Below are 15,803 nucleotides of genomic sequence, written 5' to 3'. Positions count from 1 at the left end.
CACCTCATTCCCCACTGCCGCATTCCCACTCCCCGCTCCTCCTTCCCAACTCCCCCTCCCCACTCCCCCTCGTTACTGCTCCTCCTGACCCACTGCTCCTCCTGAACTGCAAGGACGCGACACCATGACCGAAGTTCACCAGCCGCAGGAACATGACGCGGCTGCCCCTCCTGCGACCGCCCACCCCACGGCGGATGCCACGCACCGCACCCCCGACCCCAGGCTCACCCGCAGGGCGGCGCTCGCCGGCGGCGTCGGCACCCTCATCGAGTACTACGACTTCGCCGTGTACGGGTTCCTGGCGATCTTCATCGCCCCCCTCTTCTTCCCGTCGCAGGACCCCGCCGCGTCGATCCTCTCGACCCTCGCGGTGTTCGGCGTCGCCTACGTGGCGCGACCGGTCGGCGGCATCTTCTTCGGTCGCCTCGGTGACCGGATCGGCCGCCGGACGGCGCTGATCGCCAGCGTCGTGGCCATGGGCGTCGCCAGCGGCATCCTCGGGATGCTCCCGACCCACGCCGCGATCGGCGTCGCCGCTCCGATCCTGCTCGTCCTGGTCCGCCTCGCGCAGGGCTTCTCGGCCGGCGGCGAGATCGGCGGCGCGGCGACGTACATCGCCGAGACCGTGCCCGCCAGCCGACGGGGCTTCTTCGGCTCCTTCACCCCGATCGGAGCCACCCTCGGGTTCGCGGTGGCCGCCGCCGTCGTCGGCCTGGTCACCCTGATCGTCGGCGAGGAGGCCATGGCCTCGTGGGGCTGGCGCATCCCGTTCCTCCTCGCCCTCCCCCTCGCCTTTGTGTGCCTGCGCATCCGGATGAAGCTCGAGGACACCCCGGAGTTCGAGGCGATGGCCGAGAAGAAGGAGGTCGTCAAGAACCCCCTCCTCGGCGTCCTCCGGGACCACCCGTGGTCGGTGGCCAAGGTCGTCGGCGTCGCCGTGGCGATGAACGGCTCGGGCTACATCGCGCTGACCTACTTCAGCGTCTACCTCACCAACGATCTCGGGTTCAGCAAGAGCGCCGTGTACTGGACGTCCGCCATCGCGATCGCCTGCGCGTGCGCCACCTTCCCGATCAGCGGCGCCCTCACCGACCGCTTCGGCCGCAAGCCCGTGCTGATCGCGGGGTACCTGTCCTACATCGTGATCGCGGTCCCCGTGTTCATGGTGCTGGGTGCCACGCAGAGCATCGTCGTGGTGGGGCTGGTGTACTTCGTCTACATGGTCCTCAACGGCGTGGTGCAGGTGCCCGCGTTCCCGCTGTTCACCGAGCTCTTCGGCCGGAGCGTCCGCTACACGGGCGTCGCCCTGGGCTTCAACATCGGGACGATCGTCGCGGGAGGGACCGCGCCGTACTTCGCCGCGCAGCTCGTCGCCTGGACCGGCAGCGGCATGGCGCCCGCATACTGGGTCATCGGGGTCTGCGTGATCGGACTCCTCACCGTGTCCACCATCGCCGAGACGGGAAAGAAGGCCCTTCCGAAATGATCCCCTCGCCACCCTCTGCGGACGGCGCCGACCGGCCCGGGAATGGTGACGCCGCATTGCGTGTGGCCGTCGAGCCGACCCGCGACCCCCACCTCGTCGCCGCGGTGGAGGGCGCGGGCGGCTCGGTGGTGTCGCTCGACGAGGCCCGGGTCCTGGTGTGGATCGGCGGGCCCGAGGGGTTCCCGGCCCTGCCCGACCGGGTCGAGTGGGTGGCGCTGAGCACCGCGGGCATCGAGAACTTCGTGGCCGCGGGCGCGCTCGACGACCACCGGACCTGGACCAACGCCTCCGGCTTCTACGCCCGGGGCGTCGCCGAGCATGCGCTCGCCCTGCTGCTTGCGGGCACCCGGCAGGTGGTCCGTTCAGCCCACACCCGCTGGGCCAAGGATGCGGTCGATCCGGCGGTCCGCACGCTCCGGGGCGCCTCGGTCGCGATCATCGGCGCCGGCGGCATCGGGCGCGAACTCGTGCCCCTGCTCACCGCGTGCGGAGCGCGAACCCTCGCCGTCACCAGGTCCGGCCGCCCGGTCGAGGGGGCCGCCCTCACGGCACCGGCCGAGCGGACCGACGAGGTGCTCGCGCAGGCGGACCACGTGGTGCTGGCCGCGCCCGACACCCCGGAGACCCGTCACCTGATCAACGACCGCACCCTGGCGCTGCTCCGCCCGCACTCCTGGATCGTGAACGTGGCCCGCGGGCCCCTCATCGACCAGGCGGCCCTCTACCGCGCCCTCGCCGGTGGACTGATCGGCGGCGCCGCGCTCGACGTGACCGATCCGGAGCCGCCCGCGCCGGATGACCCGCTGTTCGGCCTGGACAACGTGGTGGTCACCCCCCACGTCGCCAACCCGGCCGGGCGGCTCACCGAGGAGATGGCCGGGCCGCTCGCGGAGAACCTGCGCAGGTTCGTCGACGGCGAGGACCTGCTCTCCGTGGTCGAGTACGGCCGCGGCTACTGACGGCCCACCCCTCGCGACCCGAGGGGTGAGCCCGTCGCGCGCACGATGCGGGAGTCGTCAATCCACCGCACGGCGGATGAACCCGCGCAGACCGACGGCAGCGAAGGCCACCGTCGAGACCCCGAGCCCGAGCGCGATCCACTCCGCCCCCAGATGCGGCGACGAGGTCAGGGCGCCGCGCATGCCCTCCGAGACATAGGTGAGCGGGTTGAACAGCGTCAGCACCTGGAACCACCGCAGGGAATCGAGCAGCTGCCACGGGTAGAACGTCGCGCCGGTGAAGATCAGCGGAGTCAGGGCCAACGCGAACACCATGTTGATGCGTCGCGCCGGAACCGAGGTGCCCAGCACCAGCCCGATCGACGCCCCGGCGAAACCACCGACGATCAGGAGCAGCGCGAACACCCCCCAGTTCGCACCTCCGGCCTGCACCCCACCCGGCAGGATCAGAGCCGCGAGCGGCAGGATCAGCAGCGCCGCGATCAGGGACCGTCCGGTCGCGAACACCAGCTTCTCCACCCCCACCATCAGCGGTGAGATGGGCGCCAGCAGCCGGTCCTCGATCTCCTTGGTGTACGAGAACTCGATCACCAACGGCAACGCCACGTTCTGCAGCGCCGTCAGCACGAGTGTCAGCGCGATGATGCCCGGCAACAACTGCGTCGCGTAGGCCTCATCCACCGCGCCGATCTCCGGCAGGACCAGGCCGAAGACGAAGAGGAACGCCAACGGTTGCATGAGCGACTGCGCGAGGAAACCCCCCAGCTCGTGACGGAGGGTGTTCCAGATGTCTCGCTGCAGCAGGCCCAGGAAGGCGCGGACACCGGTCGCGCGCGCCAGCATCGGGTCCGAGTCTCTCGTCAGGTCACTGTCTCTCGCCAGATCACTGTCTGGCGTCACGTCACTCATCGCAGCTCCCGCCCGGTCAGGTGCACGAACACGTCCTCCAGGCTGCCCTCGAGCCGGCGCACGTCGCGGACCACGGCCCCTCGCTGTTCGGCGACGGCGATCGCCTCGCCCAGCCGACTGTCGCCATAGCACCGCACCCGCCACCGACCCTGCTCGAGCTCGGCGGACTCCGTCTCCCCGAGTTCTGCCAGCAGCGGAGCGGGATCGTCGGGTGCGTCCAGCACGAGCTCGATGCCGCGACCGCCCGGCAACAGATCCCGCAGACCGGCCGGGGTGTCCAACGCGATGCGCTCACCGTGGTCGACGATCGCGATCCGTTCGCACAGGCGATCCGCCTCCGCCATGTCGTGCGTGGTCAACATGATCGTGGTGCCGGATCGGTGGAGGTCGGTCACCCGGTCCCAGAGGAACAACCGCGACTGCGGATCCAGGCCGGTGGTCGGTTCGTCGAGGAAGAGAAGCGGCGGACGGTGCATGAGCGCCCGCGCGATGAGCAGTCGCTGCGCCATCCCGCCGGAGAAGTTCTCCACCTGCTCGTCGGCGCGGTCCGCCAACCCGAACTGCTCCAGCAGCTCGCGCGAGCGCCGTCGCCTGTCCCTCAGCCGCATGCCGTAGTAGGCGCCGTGGAACGTCAGGTTCTCCAGGGCGGTCAGCGAGCGGTCCAGGTTGCTCTGCTGAGGCATCACCGCGATCCGCCGTTTGACCGCCTGCGGCCCGGCCACCACGTCGATCCCGTCGATCCGCGCGCTGCCGGAGGTCGGCCTCACGCGCGTGGTGAGAATCCCGAGCGTCGTGGTCTTGCCGGCGCCGTTGGGCCCGAGCAGTCCGAAGAGTTCGCCGCGACCGACCGTGAAATCGATGCCCTTGAGCGCGACCGGGCCACGGCGACCGTACTGTTTGCGCAAGTCGCGGACCTCGATCATCGGATCGTCGACGCGCTCCTCGGTCCGAGCGTCGCGGGCTGCCTCCGTCCGGCCGTCGCGGACCATTTCCGTGCGGCCATCGCGGCGCCCGGCGTCGTCGTTCCCGCCCACACAGTCCCCCGATCGCTGTTGACGTGACAAGCATAGGACTTTGTGACGCTTGGCCGCGGAGACCATTGGGCTCACGCCTCGACGGCAAGAGCGTTCCGCACACATCGCCCGAGAGGCGGGTGGACGGAACGCTCTTATCGACACGGAGGCGGGAACGCCAGCGGACGTGGGAACCGCAGCCCCGCAGCCCCGCAGCGCGCGCTACTTGACCAGTAGCTCCGCGATCTGGATGGTGTTGAGCGCGGCGCCCTTACGCAGGTTGTCGCCCGCCACCATGAGGTTCAGGCCGCGACTGCCCTCGATCGACTGGTCCTGGCGGATGCGGCCCACCAGCGACTCGTCGATGCCCGCGGCGTCCAGCGGGGTCGGCACGTCCACGACCTTGACGCCGGCCGCCTCCGACAGCAGCTCGCGCGCCTGCTCCGGGGTGATGTCCCGCTCGAACTCGGCGTTGATGCTCAGCGTGTGACCGGTGAACACCGGCACGCGCACGCAGGTGCCGGCCACGAGCAGCTCCGGCAGTCCGAGGATCTTGCGCGACTCGTTGCGCAGCTTCTGCTCCTCGTCGGTCTCGTCGGACCCGTCGTCGACCAGCGCGCCCGCCAGCGGCAGCACGTTGAACGCGATCGGCGCCGTGTACGGCCCGGTGTCGTCCACGCTCAGCGCCCGCCCGTCGTGCACGAGCTCGTGGCCCGCGCCGATATTGCCGGTCACCTGATCGTTGAGCGCGTCGACGCCGGCGAGACCCGACCCGGACACCGCCTGGTAGGTGGAGACGACGAGGCGCTTGAGCCCGGCGGCGTCGTGGAGCACCTTCAGCACCGGCATCGCGGCCATGGTGGTGCAGTTGGGGTTGGCGATGATGCCCTTGGGCGGGTTCTGCGCGGCCTCGGGGTTGACCTCGGAGACGATCAACGGGACGTCGGGGTCCTTGCGCCAGGCGCTGGAATTGTCGACGACGACGGCGCCGGCCGCCGCGAATCTCGGCGCCTGCTCCTTGGACATCGTGCCGCCGGCCGAGAACAGGGCGATGTCGATGCCCGCGAGTTCCTCGTCAGTGGTCGCGGCGGTGTCCTCGACCACGATGTCCTCGCCACGGAACGGCAGCGTGGTGCCCGCCGACCGAGCGGAGGCGAAGAAGCGCACCTCGTCGGCCGGGAACTCCCGCTCCTCCAGTAGGGCACGCATCACGCGCCCCACCTGGCCCGTGGCTCCGACTACGGCGACAGTGGTCATCTGTGAGGTCATCTCCTGGTGTGCTCGGTGGCCCGTGGGGGCTCTGCAGTCGGCCGCCCGCGGGTGGGAGCTCCACCCAGCGCTCGGGTCGGCCGATGATCACCCAGTCTACCGGCCGTGCGAAGCCCCTCCAGCGACTCTCGTCACACCGCCCCCGCCGTCCGCGCCGTCCGCGCCCCACCTCGCCATCGCCGACCAACGAGAAGTCGGTCCGGCTCACGTCGGCCGAAAGGGAGGTGCGCGAAACGCTCTTCTCGGGCGGGCCGGCGGGTCCGATGCTCCACAGGGCCGCCCGTCTCCACAGACGATGCCGAAATCGCGGGATGGACGAGGGATGCCACGCTCGTCGTCGTCGACGCTTGCCCCATGCGCCCCGACCCGTCACCCCGCCGCACCCGCGACCTCGTCGCCGAACGCGGGCGGCGCCTGCACTCCAGCGGCCTCGTCCCGCACCACCGAGGCCTGTGGGTCCCGCGCACCACCGACCGCAACCACCCGCTCACCCGGATCACGGCGATCACCGAGCTGTACCCCGGCGCGATCGCGACCGGCTGGCTGGCCGCCGACGCACACGGCCACCCGTTTCCGCCGCGGGACTACCCCGACGAGTTCGCCGCCGGCTCGACGCGGGTACGTCGGCCCGGCATGATCGGCCGCCAGTACACGATCCCACGGGAACACGTGTGCCACCTGACCGGAACCGCGGGTGCCGGCCTGGCCGCGAGCCCCGCATGGGCGCTGTTCGACATCGCGCGGCGAGGTGACCTGACGGGCGCCGTCTGCGCGCTGGATGCGGGTCCGTCCATCGGCGTCGACCCGGAGCGCGACGTCCGGCCACTCGCGATGAACCCCCGACGGATCCCCGGCAAACGCCAGGTCCTGGCGGCGCTCGACCTGTGTGACATCGGCGCCCAGTCACCGTGGGAGACCCGGACCCGACTGTTCCTGATGAATCACGGTCTCACGGGGTTCGAGACGCAGGTGCCCGTGCCCGGCCTTCCTTATCACCTCGACCTCGGGCGCCGGGACCTCAAGGTCGGCGTCGAGTACGACGGCGAGTACCACCGCGACCCGGCGCAACACGCCAAGGACCTCACCCGCTGGAACCGACTTCGTCGCGCGGGATGGCTGGTCTACCCCCTCACCACCACGATGGTCACCCGCGACGCGCAGGCGACCGCCGCCGACATCCGGGCCGGCGTCCGCGAGCGCGGCGGCTGACGGCGGTGCGCCGACGAAAAGACAGTTCCGCACGCTCGCTCTCGGGCGATGTGGGCCGAAGTGCCTACTCGATGTGGGGGGGGTGCAGGCGCTCAGGTCAGCGGCCGGTGCCGGCGTAGACCTGGGCCTCCTCCTCGCCGCCCAGCTCGAACGCCGCGTGCAGCGCGCGGACGCTCTCGGGGAGCTCGTCCTCGCGGACCAGCGCCGAGATGCGGATCTCCGAGGTGGAGATGAGCTCGATGTTGACCCCGGCCTCGGACAGCGACTCGCAGAACGTCGCGGTGACGCCCGGATGTGACTTCATGCCGGCGCCGACCAGGGAGACCTTGCCGACGTTGTCGTCGTACAGCACCTGGTCGATCCCGAGGTCGTCCTTGGCCTGCGAGAGAACCTCGACGGCCCTGGCCCCGACCTCACGGGGACAGGTGAAGGTGATGTCGGTCTTGCCCTCCGCCTTGGAGACGTTCTGCAGGACCATGTCGATGTTGATCTCGGCGTCGGCCACCACGCGGAAGATCTTGGCGGCGTACCCCGGCTGGTCCGGGATTCCGACGACCGTGATCTTGGCCTCCGAGGCGTCGTGAGCGACTCCGGTCAGGACTGCGTCTTCCACGGGGATGTCCTCCACTTTTCCGGCCACGAGCGTGCCCGGGTTGGTCGAATACGACGAGCGCACGCGCAGGGGCACGTGGTACCGGCGGGCGAACTCGACGCTCCGCAGGTTGAGGATCTTCGAACCGACGGCCGCCATCTCCAGCATCTCCTCGTACGAGATGGTGTCGAGCTTGCGGGCGTCGGGGACGATCCGGGGGTCGGCGGTGTAGATGCCGTCGACGTCCGAGTAGATCTCGCAGACGTCGGCACCCAGGGCCGCCGCCATGGCCACCGCGGTGGTGTCCGAACCGCCGCGACCGAGAGTCGTGACGTCGCGGGTCTCCCGGGACACACCCTGGAACCCGGCGACCAGCGCGATCTTGCCCTGGTCGAGGGCGTCGCGGACCCGCCCCGGGGTGATGTCGATGATCCGGCTGTCGCCGTGCTTGGTGGTGGTGATGATCCCGGCCTGCGAGCCGGTGAACGAGTACGCCTCCATCCCGAACGAGCTGATGGCCATGGCCAGCAGCGCGTTGGAGATCCTCTCGCCCGAGGTCAGCAGCATGTCCATCTCGCGCTGCGGGGGCGCCGGGCAGACCTGGTCCGCCAGGTCCAACAACTCGTCGGTCGTGTCCCCCATCGCGGAGGCGACGACGACGACGTCGTTGCCCGCCTTCTTGGTCTCGACGATCCGTTCGGCCACCCGACGGATACGTTCTGCGGACTCCACGGAGGAGCCGCCGTACTTCTGCACTACGAGTGCCACGCGGTCACACCCTTCCGGTGTTGATCGGCTTAACGCAGCCCTACATTACGGGAGGTGTTTACTCATCATCGATGACTGAAACGTGGTTGGCCGTCCTCCTGGCCCTCGCCTCCGCCCTCAGCCAGGCCTTCGGCACCGTGATGCGGCACCGCACCAAGGACCGCGCCGGGGGCCGGCTCGAGGGTCGATTCGGCGTTCTGGCCAGCAGGTACTGGTGGTCGGGCATGGCGATCAGCCTGGCCGGATTCGGCTTCCAGGGTGTGGCGCTGGCGTTCGGCTCGCTCATCCTCGTGCAGACCATCACCGTCCTCTCACTGACCTTCGCGCTCCCGCTCGGAGCGTGGGTGACGGGCCGGCGGGTGACCAAGACCGAGTTGTTCTGGGGGTACGTCCTGGCGGGATGTGTGGTCGTCCTGGTGATCTACGGGCGACCGACGGGAGGTGACGCGCACCCGCCCTGGTACGAGTGGGCGCTCGCGTGCGCAGGCGGGCTGGTGGTCATCGCCGTGCTGCTGCGCCTGTCCCGGAACCGACGCCGCAACGGCAACCGCGCGCTGCTCCTGGGCGTCGCCGGCGGACTCGCGTTCGCCTACGTGGCGCTGCTCACCAAGGGTGTCGCCGACCGGTGGTACTCGGGCGGGTTGCTCGAGGTGTTCACCACCGGCGAGGTGTACGGGCTGGTGGCGGCGGCGGTGATCGCACTGACGCTGCAGCAGATGTCGTTCTCCGCGGGGGCCGTGCACCAGGCGGTGCCCGCCTCCACCGTCACCACTCCCGTCGTCGCGCTGGGACTGGGGGTGGTGGTCCTGGGCGAGTGGTTCACCGTCGACGGCCCCGAGCTGGCGATCCTGGCCGCGACCCTCGTCCTGATGGTGGTGGCGACCGTGCGGTTGGCCAACAAGGAGGTCGACCCAGGAGGCGCAGTCGGTCCCGGGGTGACGCGCGCGGAGCGGAGCCGGTCGTCGGGGTAACTCGCGCCGAGCGGAGCCGGCCGCCGGGGGTGACGCGGGCGGAGCGGAGCCGGCCGTCGGGGGTGACGCGGGCGGAGCGGAGTCGGCCGCCGGGGGTGACCCGCGCCGAGCGGAGCCGGCCGCCGGGGGTGACCCGCGCCGAGCGGAGCCGGCCGCCGGGGTAACGCGGGCCGGGCGGGCCGCGATTCCAGAGCCATGAGGACCCACCCCGAGCGGCAGCGCACGTCGATCCCATCGCTTACGCTGAGCCTCATGCGTCTCACCCGCCCCAGCGGCACCTTGAGAAACAGCCGCGTCGAGCAGGGCGGCGACGTTCCCGACTCCGCTACCGGCCGCGCCTCACGCCGGGCTCCCGACGGCGTCACCGGCCGTGCCTCACGCCGCACGTCCCGCCTCGTGGCGACGACGCTCGCCTCGGTCGCCGCGGTCATCGCCCCGCTCGCCGCCTCCGCGCCCACCGCCGGGGCCGTGGTCAACGGCACCCCCTCCGGGCCGGCGCCATGGGCCGTCCAGATCACCACGTTCAGCGGGATCCCCGGCACCCCCTGCTCCGGAGTGGTGGTGGCCCCGTACTGGGTGGCGACCGCCAAGCACTGCGGCCCCGCCATACCGAACGCCTACACACTGGGATTCGGCAACGGGGCGACCGTCCCGGGCGGATTCGCGGAGACCGCCTCGCTCGCCAGCCCCCAGATCGTCGGTGCGTTCGGATCCCTCGAGACCGGCAGCATCGGCCGCCACACCCCCGTCGCCGCCTACCACGCGCCTGCCGGGGACGTCATGCTGCTCAAGCTGGCGCATCCGGCGCCGTCCCCCTCCGTCAAGCGCGCGGGCAGGGAACCCGTGGCCGGCGACGTGCTGCGATTCCACGGCTTCGGCGCCACCTCCCCCGGCGGTCAGCGCGCCGCGGAGCTGCGCACCGGACTCACCCGCCTCGAGCGGATGGAGCCGCGAGCCGGCTCCCGCATCGGCCGGTCCCACACCATCCAGGGCGGGTACGGGGCCGGGGACTCCGGCGGGCCCGTCTTCCACGGCGACCTGCTGGTGGGTATCCATTCCGGCTCCGACCACGCACGACGCCAGCCCGACGGCACCAATCCGGCCTGGTTCGAGTCGGTCCCGTTCCAGAACGGCTGGATCGACTGGATGATCGCCAACCGATGACGACGAGGGACCGGTCGCACCCGGCCGTCACTCACGCGCACCGGACCGCCCGTGTATTTGTCACACTGAACAGATGACCTCGCCGGAGCAGCCGGAGCTCGTGATCCGTCGCGCCTCGCGCGGCGATCTCGACCTGGTGCTGACCGCCGACGACCTGTTCAGCTACCCGCCCACCGCCGAGTGGACCCGGGACTTCCTCGACAACGGATCCAACCTGCTGTTGCTGGCGCTGCAGGACGAGGTCCCCGTGGGGATGCTGGTGGCGGTGGAGACCGGTTACCTGGGCGCCAGCCCGGACCTCTTCGTCTACGGGATCCGGGTGAGCGAGCCGTTGCGCGGCCGAGGGATCGCCCATCGACTGGTGGACAAGGCCCTCGGTATAGCCGAGGAGGCCGGCTGTCGCAGGCTGTGGGGGTCGATGCACCATGACCAGGAGTTGGGCGCCGACTCCCCGCTCTCCCCGCCGGAGACGACCACGGGGTCCACGACCTTCGTCATCCCGATTCCGTGACACCCTGCGGAACCGTGTATCGTGACCCCCATGCAGCGCGTGCTCCTTCTTGGGTGCCGCGGCGGGGCCCGCTGAGGCGGACCGGCTCCCCGTCGCGGGATCTCGTCGCGCCGGTCCGATCCCCACAGATCGATTCCACGGAAGTAGAGCCCCGCAATGAATCCCGCTGACGCATTCGTCTCGTCGTCGTCGACCATCACTCCCCCCTCCAAGCCCGGACGCCCCGACCAGCCGTCGTGGAACCGACAGAAGGGCTCCTCGATGCCGGCCCACCGGTACCGGCCCTTCGCCGAGGAGGTCGAGGACGTCTCGCTGCCCGACCGCACGTGGCCGGACAAGGTCATCACCCACGCGCCCCAGTGGTGCGCCGTGGATCTGCGCGACGGCAACCAGGCGCTGATCGACCCCATGAGCCCGGCCCGCAAGCGCCGGATGTTCGAACTGCTGGTCCGGATGGGCTACAAGGAGATCGAGGTCGGGTTCCCGTCGGCCTCGCAGACGGACTACGACTTCGTCCGCGAGATCATCGAGGACGAGGCGATCCCCTCCGACGTCACCATCCAGGTGCTGGTGCAGTGTCGGGAGGACCTGATCCGCCGCACGTTCGAGGCGTGCGAGGGCGCGTCCAACGTGATCGTGCACTTCTACAACTCCACCTCGATCCTGCAGCGCAAGGTCGTGTTCCGTAAGGACCGCGACGCGATCAAGAAGATCGCCACCGACGCCGCCGAGCTGGTGACCGCCATCGCGAAGGACTACCCGGACACCAACTGGCGCTGGGAGTACTCGCCCGAGTCGTTCACCGGGACCGAGCTCGCGTTCTCCAAGGAGGTCTGCGACGCCGTCACCGAGGTCGTGGGCGCCACTCCGGAGAACCCGATCATCCTCAACCTGCCGGCGACGGTCGAGATGGCCACGCCCAACGTGTACGCCGACCAGATCGAGTGGATGCACCGCAATCTGGCGCGCCGCGACTCCACGATCCTGTCGCTGCACCCGCACAACGACCGCGGCACCGGCGTGGCCGCCGCCGAGCTGGCGTTCCAGGCCGGCGCCGACCGCATCGAGGGCTGCCTGTTCGGCAACGGCGAGCGCACCGGCAACGTCTGCCTGGTGACGCTGGGCATGAACCTGCTCACCCGCGGCGTCGACCCGCAGATCAACTTCTCGGACATGGACGAGATCCGCCGCACCGTCGAGTACGCCAACCAGCTGCGCGTACCCGAGCGTCACCCCTACGGCGGCGACCTGGTCTTCACCGCGTTCTCGGGCTCACACCAGGACGCGATCAACAAGGGCTTCGACGCCCTGCAGGTCGAGGCCGACGCGCGGGGCGAGGACATCACCGACATCACGTGGGAGGTCCCCTACCTGCCCGTGGACCCCAAGGACGAGGGCCGCACCTACGAGGCCGTGATCCGCGTGAACTCGCAGTCCGGCAAGGGCGGCGTGGCGTACATCATGAAGAGCGACTACGGCCTGCAGCTGCCGCGGCGCCTGCAGATGGAGTTCTCCGCGCTGGTGCAGAACGTCACCGATTCCGAGGGTGGCGAGGTCACGCCCAAGCAGATGTGGGACATCTTCACCCTCGAGTACCTGGACCGCGTCTCACCCATGGAGCGGATCTCCCAGCAGCTCGACCCGGCCGAGACCGACGACGGCGTGGACTCGATCGACGCCGTGGTCAAGTGGAAGGGCGAGACCAAGGAGCTGACGGGGTCCGGAAACGGTCCCCTGGCGGCGTTCGTTGCCGCGCTCAACGAGATGTTCGACGACGAGGTACGCATCCTCGACTACTCGGAGCACGCCATGACCGCCGGCGATGACGCCACCGCGGCGGCGTACGTCGAGGTGCAGTTCGGCAACCGGGTGTTCTGGGGAGTCGGCCGGGCCGGTTCCATCACCACCGCGACACTGCGCGCCGTGGTCTCGGCCGTGAACCGCGCGTACGCCGACGAGGCCGTGGTCTCCGACGAGACGGTGGGCAGCACGGTGGGCGCCCGGACCTGGGCTCCCTGACAGCCGGGGGCTGCTCCCAGGGGCCGGCTCCGTCGACAAGAGCGTTCCGCACATATCGCCCGAGAGCGGGGTGTGCGGGACGCTCTTCTCGTTGGGCGGGGCGGCTTGCGGGGTGGCCTGCGGGGCGTGCGTGAGCGGCGACCGAGTAGGCCCGTGGCCCGGCGTGGGGCCCGCGGATTCCCCTAGGAGAGGCTTCGGATCCGCCTCATGAGCCTCACTCGTCACATATATCACTCCGGTAACGAAGGTCTCGATTTGATTACGTCGAGCGCGTAATGTGGCGGTCGATCGCGCCGATATGCCAGGCGTCAGTTTCTGCAGTACAAGTCTGGAGTACCCCCTTATGCCCGTTTCACGCCGTGGGTTTCTCACCGCCGCGTCAGTCGGGGTGGGCGTCGCAGTCGCCTCCTCCGTCCGTGGTCCCCTCGCCGGGGCCAACCCGTTCGACACCGGTTCCCTCGGCATGGCCCAGGACCTGCTCAAGTCGGTCCCGACCGGCAGCGGGATGATCCAGCCGAACGGCCCGCTCGGCTACGTGGGGGTCACCTTCCCCAGCGCCGAGGAAATCGCCGGCCGGATCCGCTTCGCGTTCCCCGATGGTTCGGTGGGCGACTGGATCCCGCTCGAGGCGATGGACTCCGCCCCGGACAGCGGTAGCACTCCCGCGTCCGATCTCGTCGCCGCGCCGCAGGGCTCCGTGGGCTACGAGGTCGACGCACCCGCGGGCGCCCGCGCCACCGCGTTCGACGACGGCCGGGCTGCACCGCGAAACTACAGCCTGGGCAGCGTCGGAACGCTCGGCCTGCCGATCATCCCTCGGGCGGCATGGGGCCCCGGTGACGTCTCGGGGAACCGCTGGGCGCCGCAGTTCTTCCCGGCACAGGCGATCACGATCCACCACACGGCCTCGCCCGTCGGACCGGACCGCGCCGCGAGTGTGCGCGCGATCTACAACTACCACGCCAACACGCTGGGCTGGGGCGACGTCGGGTACCACCTGCTCATCGACCCCGAGGGCCGCATCTACCAGGGCCGCGGCGGAACCGTCGGCGGCACCCCGGTCTTTCAGGTGCCCCCGGTCGCCGGCATCGCTCCGCCGGTGGTCACCGCGGGCCACACAGGCGGCGTCAACAACGGCAATATCGGCATCTGCGTGCTGGGCGACTTCACCGGAGCACCGCCGACCCCCGCCGCCGTGGGTGCGACCATCGACTGCGTCCGTGCCCTCTGTTCGACCACCGGCATCAACCCGCGCGGCGGCATCACCTACCGCAACCCGCAGGGTGGGGCCACGCGAAACATGCCGGCCGTCTCGGGCCACCGCGACTGGGGCGGGACCGCCTGCCCGGGCAACTCGTTCTACCCGCAGATGCAGTTCATCCGCGACACCGCCGCGCGCGGCTGGGCCCCGAACGCGGTCTCCTCGGCCGTCTTCGGCTCCTGAGCCTCGTCTGACGAACCCGCCCTCCCATCGAGAAGAGCGTTCCGCACACCCCCACTCGGGCGATGTGTGCGGAACGCTCTTCTCGTGTGCGGGGCGCGGGGTGGCTCGTGTGCGGGGTGGCTCGTGCGCGGGCGCGGGGGTGGCTCGTGCGCGGGGTGGTTCGTGCGCGGGGTGGCCGATCCCCGCCGAAGGGCTGTCCTAGCCGTCATCCTGCGTTCACCCCGGGTCGAACCGCCCGTAGACGACGCCGCATAACGTCACGCCGGCAAGTGGCACCCGGGACTTCTCCCGGCATGCCGACACCACTTCCGGCGAGGTTCCCATGCTCATCACACGTGCCCTCTTCACGGTCGGCGCCACCGCCCTCGGCTGTCTCCTCACCGCCTCGTCCTTGACCGTGGCCACAGCGGCGACCGGATCACTCGGCGGGGCGACGGCGGGCGCACTGGGCGCCGACGCACCGGCGGGCTCACTCGACGTCCTCGGTTCGCTCGGTGCCGGTGAGCGCGACTTCGATCTCCAGGCACACCGCGGCGGCGTGGGCCTTCACGTCGAGAGCTCCCCGCAGGCCTTCTCGGCTGCACTCGAACTGGGTGTGAGCACCCTGGAACTCGATACCCAGGTCACCGCCGACGGCGCGGTGGTAGTCACGCACGACCGACGCCCCCGGGCCGACGTCTGCCAGGACACCGCGCCTGTCGTGGAGGACGACCCGCTGTTCCCCTACATGGACAACTACATCCACCAGCTCACGCTCGAGCAGGTCCGGACGCTCGACTGTGGTTCGCTCCGTCGTCCCGGTTACCCCGACCAGCAGACACACCCGGGCGAGAGGATGATGCTCCTCTCCGAACTCTTCGACCTCGTCAAGGCCCACGGGGCCGACGGGCGGGACGGGGTGTGGATGAACATCGAGACGAAGGTGGAGGCCGGAGCCCCGGACCAGACCGCACCGCGCGAGGAGTTCGTCTCAGCGGTGCACGAGGAGATCGCGAACTCGGGTCTCGAGCAGCAGATCACCGTCCAGTCGTTCGACTGGGGCGCATTGATGGCGATGCACGAGCTCGCCCCGAGACTGCCGCTCGTCGCCCTGACGAACCACGACTTCCTCGGCATCGACTCCGAGGCGCCCTCACCGTGGCTCGGGGGGATCGACATCGCGGACTTCAACGGTGACGGCGTGGCCGCTGCGGCGTCCATCGACGGGGTGGTTGCCTATTCGCCGGTCGCCACGTACCCGGACCAGAGCTGCACGGTCGGCGAGAGTGCCTGCCGGGCGTACGTCACGGAGAAGATGGTCCAGAGCGCGCACTCGCACGGGCTGAGGATCATCCCGTGGACGGTGAACAACGTTCCGACCATGGAGTACCTCATGGACATCGGCGTCGACGGGATCATCACCGACTACCCGAACCTGCTCCGGGACATCATGGCGGAGCGGGGCCGGGCGCTTCCGCGGCAGTACGCCACCGCGGGGTGAGCTGACCCC

General features: G+C 70.2%; 13 protein-coding genes. 9 read left to right on the top strand and 4 right to left on the bottom strand.

Features of this window, described 5'->3' with window-relative positions; genetic code table 11:
• Window positions 1–124: 124 nt before the first annotated feature.
• Together ABIE38_RS09660 and ABIE38_RS09655 are read left to right on the top strand one after the other, a co-directional pair.
• Window positions 125–1,486: an MFS transporter gene (locus ABIE38_RS09660; protein ID WP_354055752.1), complete on the top strand. Its 1,362-nt coding sequence runs from the start codon at window positions 125–127 to the stop codon at window positions 1,484–1,486.
• The gene (locus ABIE38_RS09655) at window positions 1,483–2,445 is read left to right on the top strand and encodes an NAD(P)-dependent oxidoreductase (RefSeq protein WP_354055750.1); all 963 of its coding nucleotides are present in this window, start codon (window positions 1,483–1,485) and stop codon (window positions 2,443–2,445) included. Before ABIE38_RS09660 ends, ABIE38_RS09655 begins: the two co-directional genes overlap by 4 nt.
• Window positions 2,446–2,502: 57 nt before the next feature.
• Here ABIE38_RS09655 and ABIE38_RS09650 read toward each other — a convergent pair whose 3' ends face one another.
• The 3 genes from ABIE38_RS09650 to ABIE38_RS09640 all read right to left on the bottom strand — a co-directional run bounded on the left by ABIE38_RS09650 (window position 2,503) and on the right by ABIE38_RS09640 (window position 5,624).
• Window positions 2,503–3,288: an ABC transporter permease gene (locus tag ABIE38_RS09650; RefSeq protein ID WP_354055748.1), complete on the bottom strand. Its 786-nt coding sequence runs from the start codon at window positions 3,286–3,288 to the stop codon at window positions 2,503–2,505.
• Window positions 3,289–3,350: 62 nt separating this feature from the next.
• Window positions 3,351–4,388, bottom strand: a complete 1,038-nt coding sequence (locus ABIE38_RS09645) for an ABC transporter ATP-binding protein (RefSeq protein ID WP_354055746.1) — start codon at window positions 4,386–4,388, stop codon at window positions 3,351–3,353.
• 201 nt (window positions 4,389–4,589) lie between these two features.
• Window positions 4,590–5,624: an aspartate-semialdehyde dehydrogenase gene (locus ABIE38_RS09640; RefSeq protein WP_354055744.1), complete on the bottom strand. Its 1,035-nt coding sequence runs from the start codon at window positions 5,622–5,624 to the stop codon at window positions 4,590–4,592.
• A gap of 366 nt (window positions 5,625–5,990) precedes the next feature.
• On the opposite strand from ABIE38_RS09640, the gene ABIE38_RS09635 reads away from it, so the two are divergent.
• Window positions 5,991–6,845: an endonuclease domain-containing protein gene (locus ABIE38_RS09635; protein ID WP_354055742.1), complete on the top strand. Its 855-nt coding sequence runs from the start codon at window positions 5,991–5,993 to the stop codon at window positions 6,843–6,845.
• Window positions 6,846–6,942: 97 nt separating this feature from the next.
• On the opposite strand, the gene ABIE38_RS09630 is transcribed toward ABIE38_RS09635, so the two are convergent.
• Window positions 6,943–8,205 carry an aspartate kinase gene (locus ABIE38_RS09630; RefSeq protein ID WP_354055740.1) on the bottom strand — a complete coding sequence of 421 codons (1,263 nt, stop codon included), beginning with the start codon at window positions 8,203–8,205 and terminating at the stop codon, window positions 6,943–6,945.
• 71 nt (window positions 8,206–8,276) lie between these two features.
• Between ABIE38_RS09630 and ABIE38_RS09625 the strand changes: the two genes are divergently transcribed.
• The 6 genes from ABIE38_RS09625 (at window position 8,277) to ABIE38_RS09600 (ending at window position 15,794) form a co-directional block, all read left to right on the top strand.
• The gene (locus ABIE38_RS09625; RefSeq protein ID WP_354055738.1) at window positions 8,277–9,176 is read left to right on the top strand and encodes a DMT family transporter; all 900 of its coding nucleotides are present in this window, start codon (window positions 8,277–8,279) and stop codon (window positions 9,174–9,176) included.
• 252 nt (window positions 9,177–9,428) lie between these two features.
• A complete protein-coding gene (locus ABIE38_RS09620; protein ID WP_354055737.1) occupies window positions 9,429–10,340 on the top strand; it encodes a trypsin-like serine protease in 912 nt (303 codons plus the stop codon).
• Between the two features lie 73 nt (window positions 10,341–10,413).
• Window positions 10,414–10,851 carry a GNAT family N-acetyltransferase gene (locus tag ABIE38_RS09615; protein WP_354055736.1) on the top strand — a complete coding sequence of 146 codons (438 nt, stop codon included), beginning with the start codon at window positions 10,414–10,416 and terminating at the stop codon, window positions 10,849–10,851.
• 156 nt (window positions 10,852–11,007) lie between these two features.
• Window positions 11,008–12,870 carry a 2-isopropylmalate synthase gene (leuA, locus tag ABIE38_RS09610; RefSeq protein ID WP_354055734.1) on the top strand — a complete coding sequence of 621 codons (1,863 nt, stop codon included), beginning with the start codon at window positions 11,008–11,010 and terminating at the stop codon, window positions 12,868–12,870.
• 343 nt (window positions 12,871–13,213) lie between these two features.
• Complete coding sequence (locus tag ABIE38_RS09605; RefSeq protein WP_354055732.1) at window positions 13,214–14,314, top strand: peptidoglycan recognition protein family protein; 1,101 nt, start codon at window positions 13,214–13,216, stop codon at window positions 14,312–14,314.
• Between the two features lie 322 nt (window positions 14,315–14,636).
• Window positions 14,637–15,794, top strand: coding sequence for a glycerophosphodiester phosphodiesterase family protein (locus ABIE38_RS09600; protein WP_354055730.1), 1,158 nt, complete (start codon window positions 14,637–14,639; stop codon window positions 15,792–15,794).
• Window positions 15,795–15,803 lie beyond the last annotated feature (9 nt).

The organism is Dietzia sp. 2505 (assembly GCF_040546785.1).
Classification (GTDB): Bacteria; Actinomycetota; Actinomycetes; order Mycobacteriales; family Mycobacteriaceae; genus Dietzia.
The sequence above is the reverse complement of the archived record's forward strand: the minus strand, read 5'-3'. Positions and strand labels throughout refer to the sequence as shown.

Coding starts and splice junctions, on each gene's coding strand:
- ABIE38_RS09600 (WP_354055730.1), top strand. CDS start 14,637: ATGCTCATCACACGTGCCCTCTTCACGGTCGGCGCCACCGCCCTCGGC.
- leuA (WP_354055734.1), top strand. CDS start 11,008: ATGAATCCCGCTGACGCATTCGTCTCGTCGTCGTCGACCATCACTCCC.
- ABIE38_RS09620 (WP_354055737.1), top strand. CDS start 9,429: ATGCGTCTCACCCGCCCCAGCGGCACCTTGAGAAACAGCCGCGTCGAG.
- ABIE38_RS09660 (WP_354055752.1), top strand. CDS start 125: ATGACCGAAGTTCACCAGCCGCAGGAACATGACGCGGCTGCCCCTCCT.
- ABIE38_RS09655 (WP_354055750.1), top strand. CDS start 1,483: ATGATCCCCTCGCCACCCTCTGCGGACGGCGCCGACCGGCCCGGGAAT.
- ABIE38_RS09625 (WP_354055738.1), top strand. CDS start 8,277: ATGACTGAAACGTGGTTGGCCGTCCTCCTGGCCCTCGCCTCCGCCCTC.
- ABIE38_RS09605 (WP_354055732.1), top strand. CDS start 13,214: ATGCCCGTTTCACGCCGTGGGTTTCTCACCGCCGCGTCAGTCGGGGTG.
- ABIE38_RS09615 (WP_354055736.1), top strand. CDS start 10,414: ATGACCTCGCCGGAGCAGCCGGAGCTCGTGATCCGTCGCGCCTCGCGC.
- ABIE38_RS09650 (WP_354055748.1), bottom strand. CDS start 3,288: ATGCTGGCGCGCGCGACCGGTGTCCGCGCCTTCCTGGGCCTGCTGCAG.
- ABIE38_RS09640 (WP_354055744.1), bottom strand. CDS start 5,624: ATGACCACTGTCGCCGTAGTCGGAGCCACGGGCCAGGTGGGGCGCGTG.
- ABIE38_RS09635 (WP_354055742.1), top strand. CDS start 5,991: ATGCGCCCCGACCCGTCACCCCGCCGCACCCGCGACCTCGTCGCCGAA.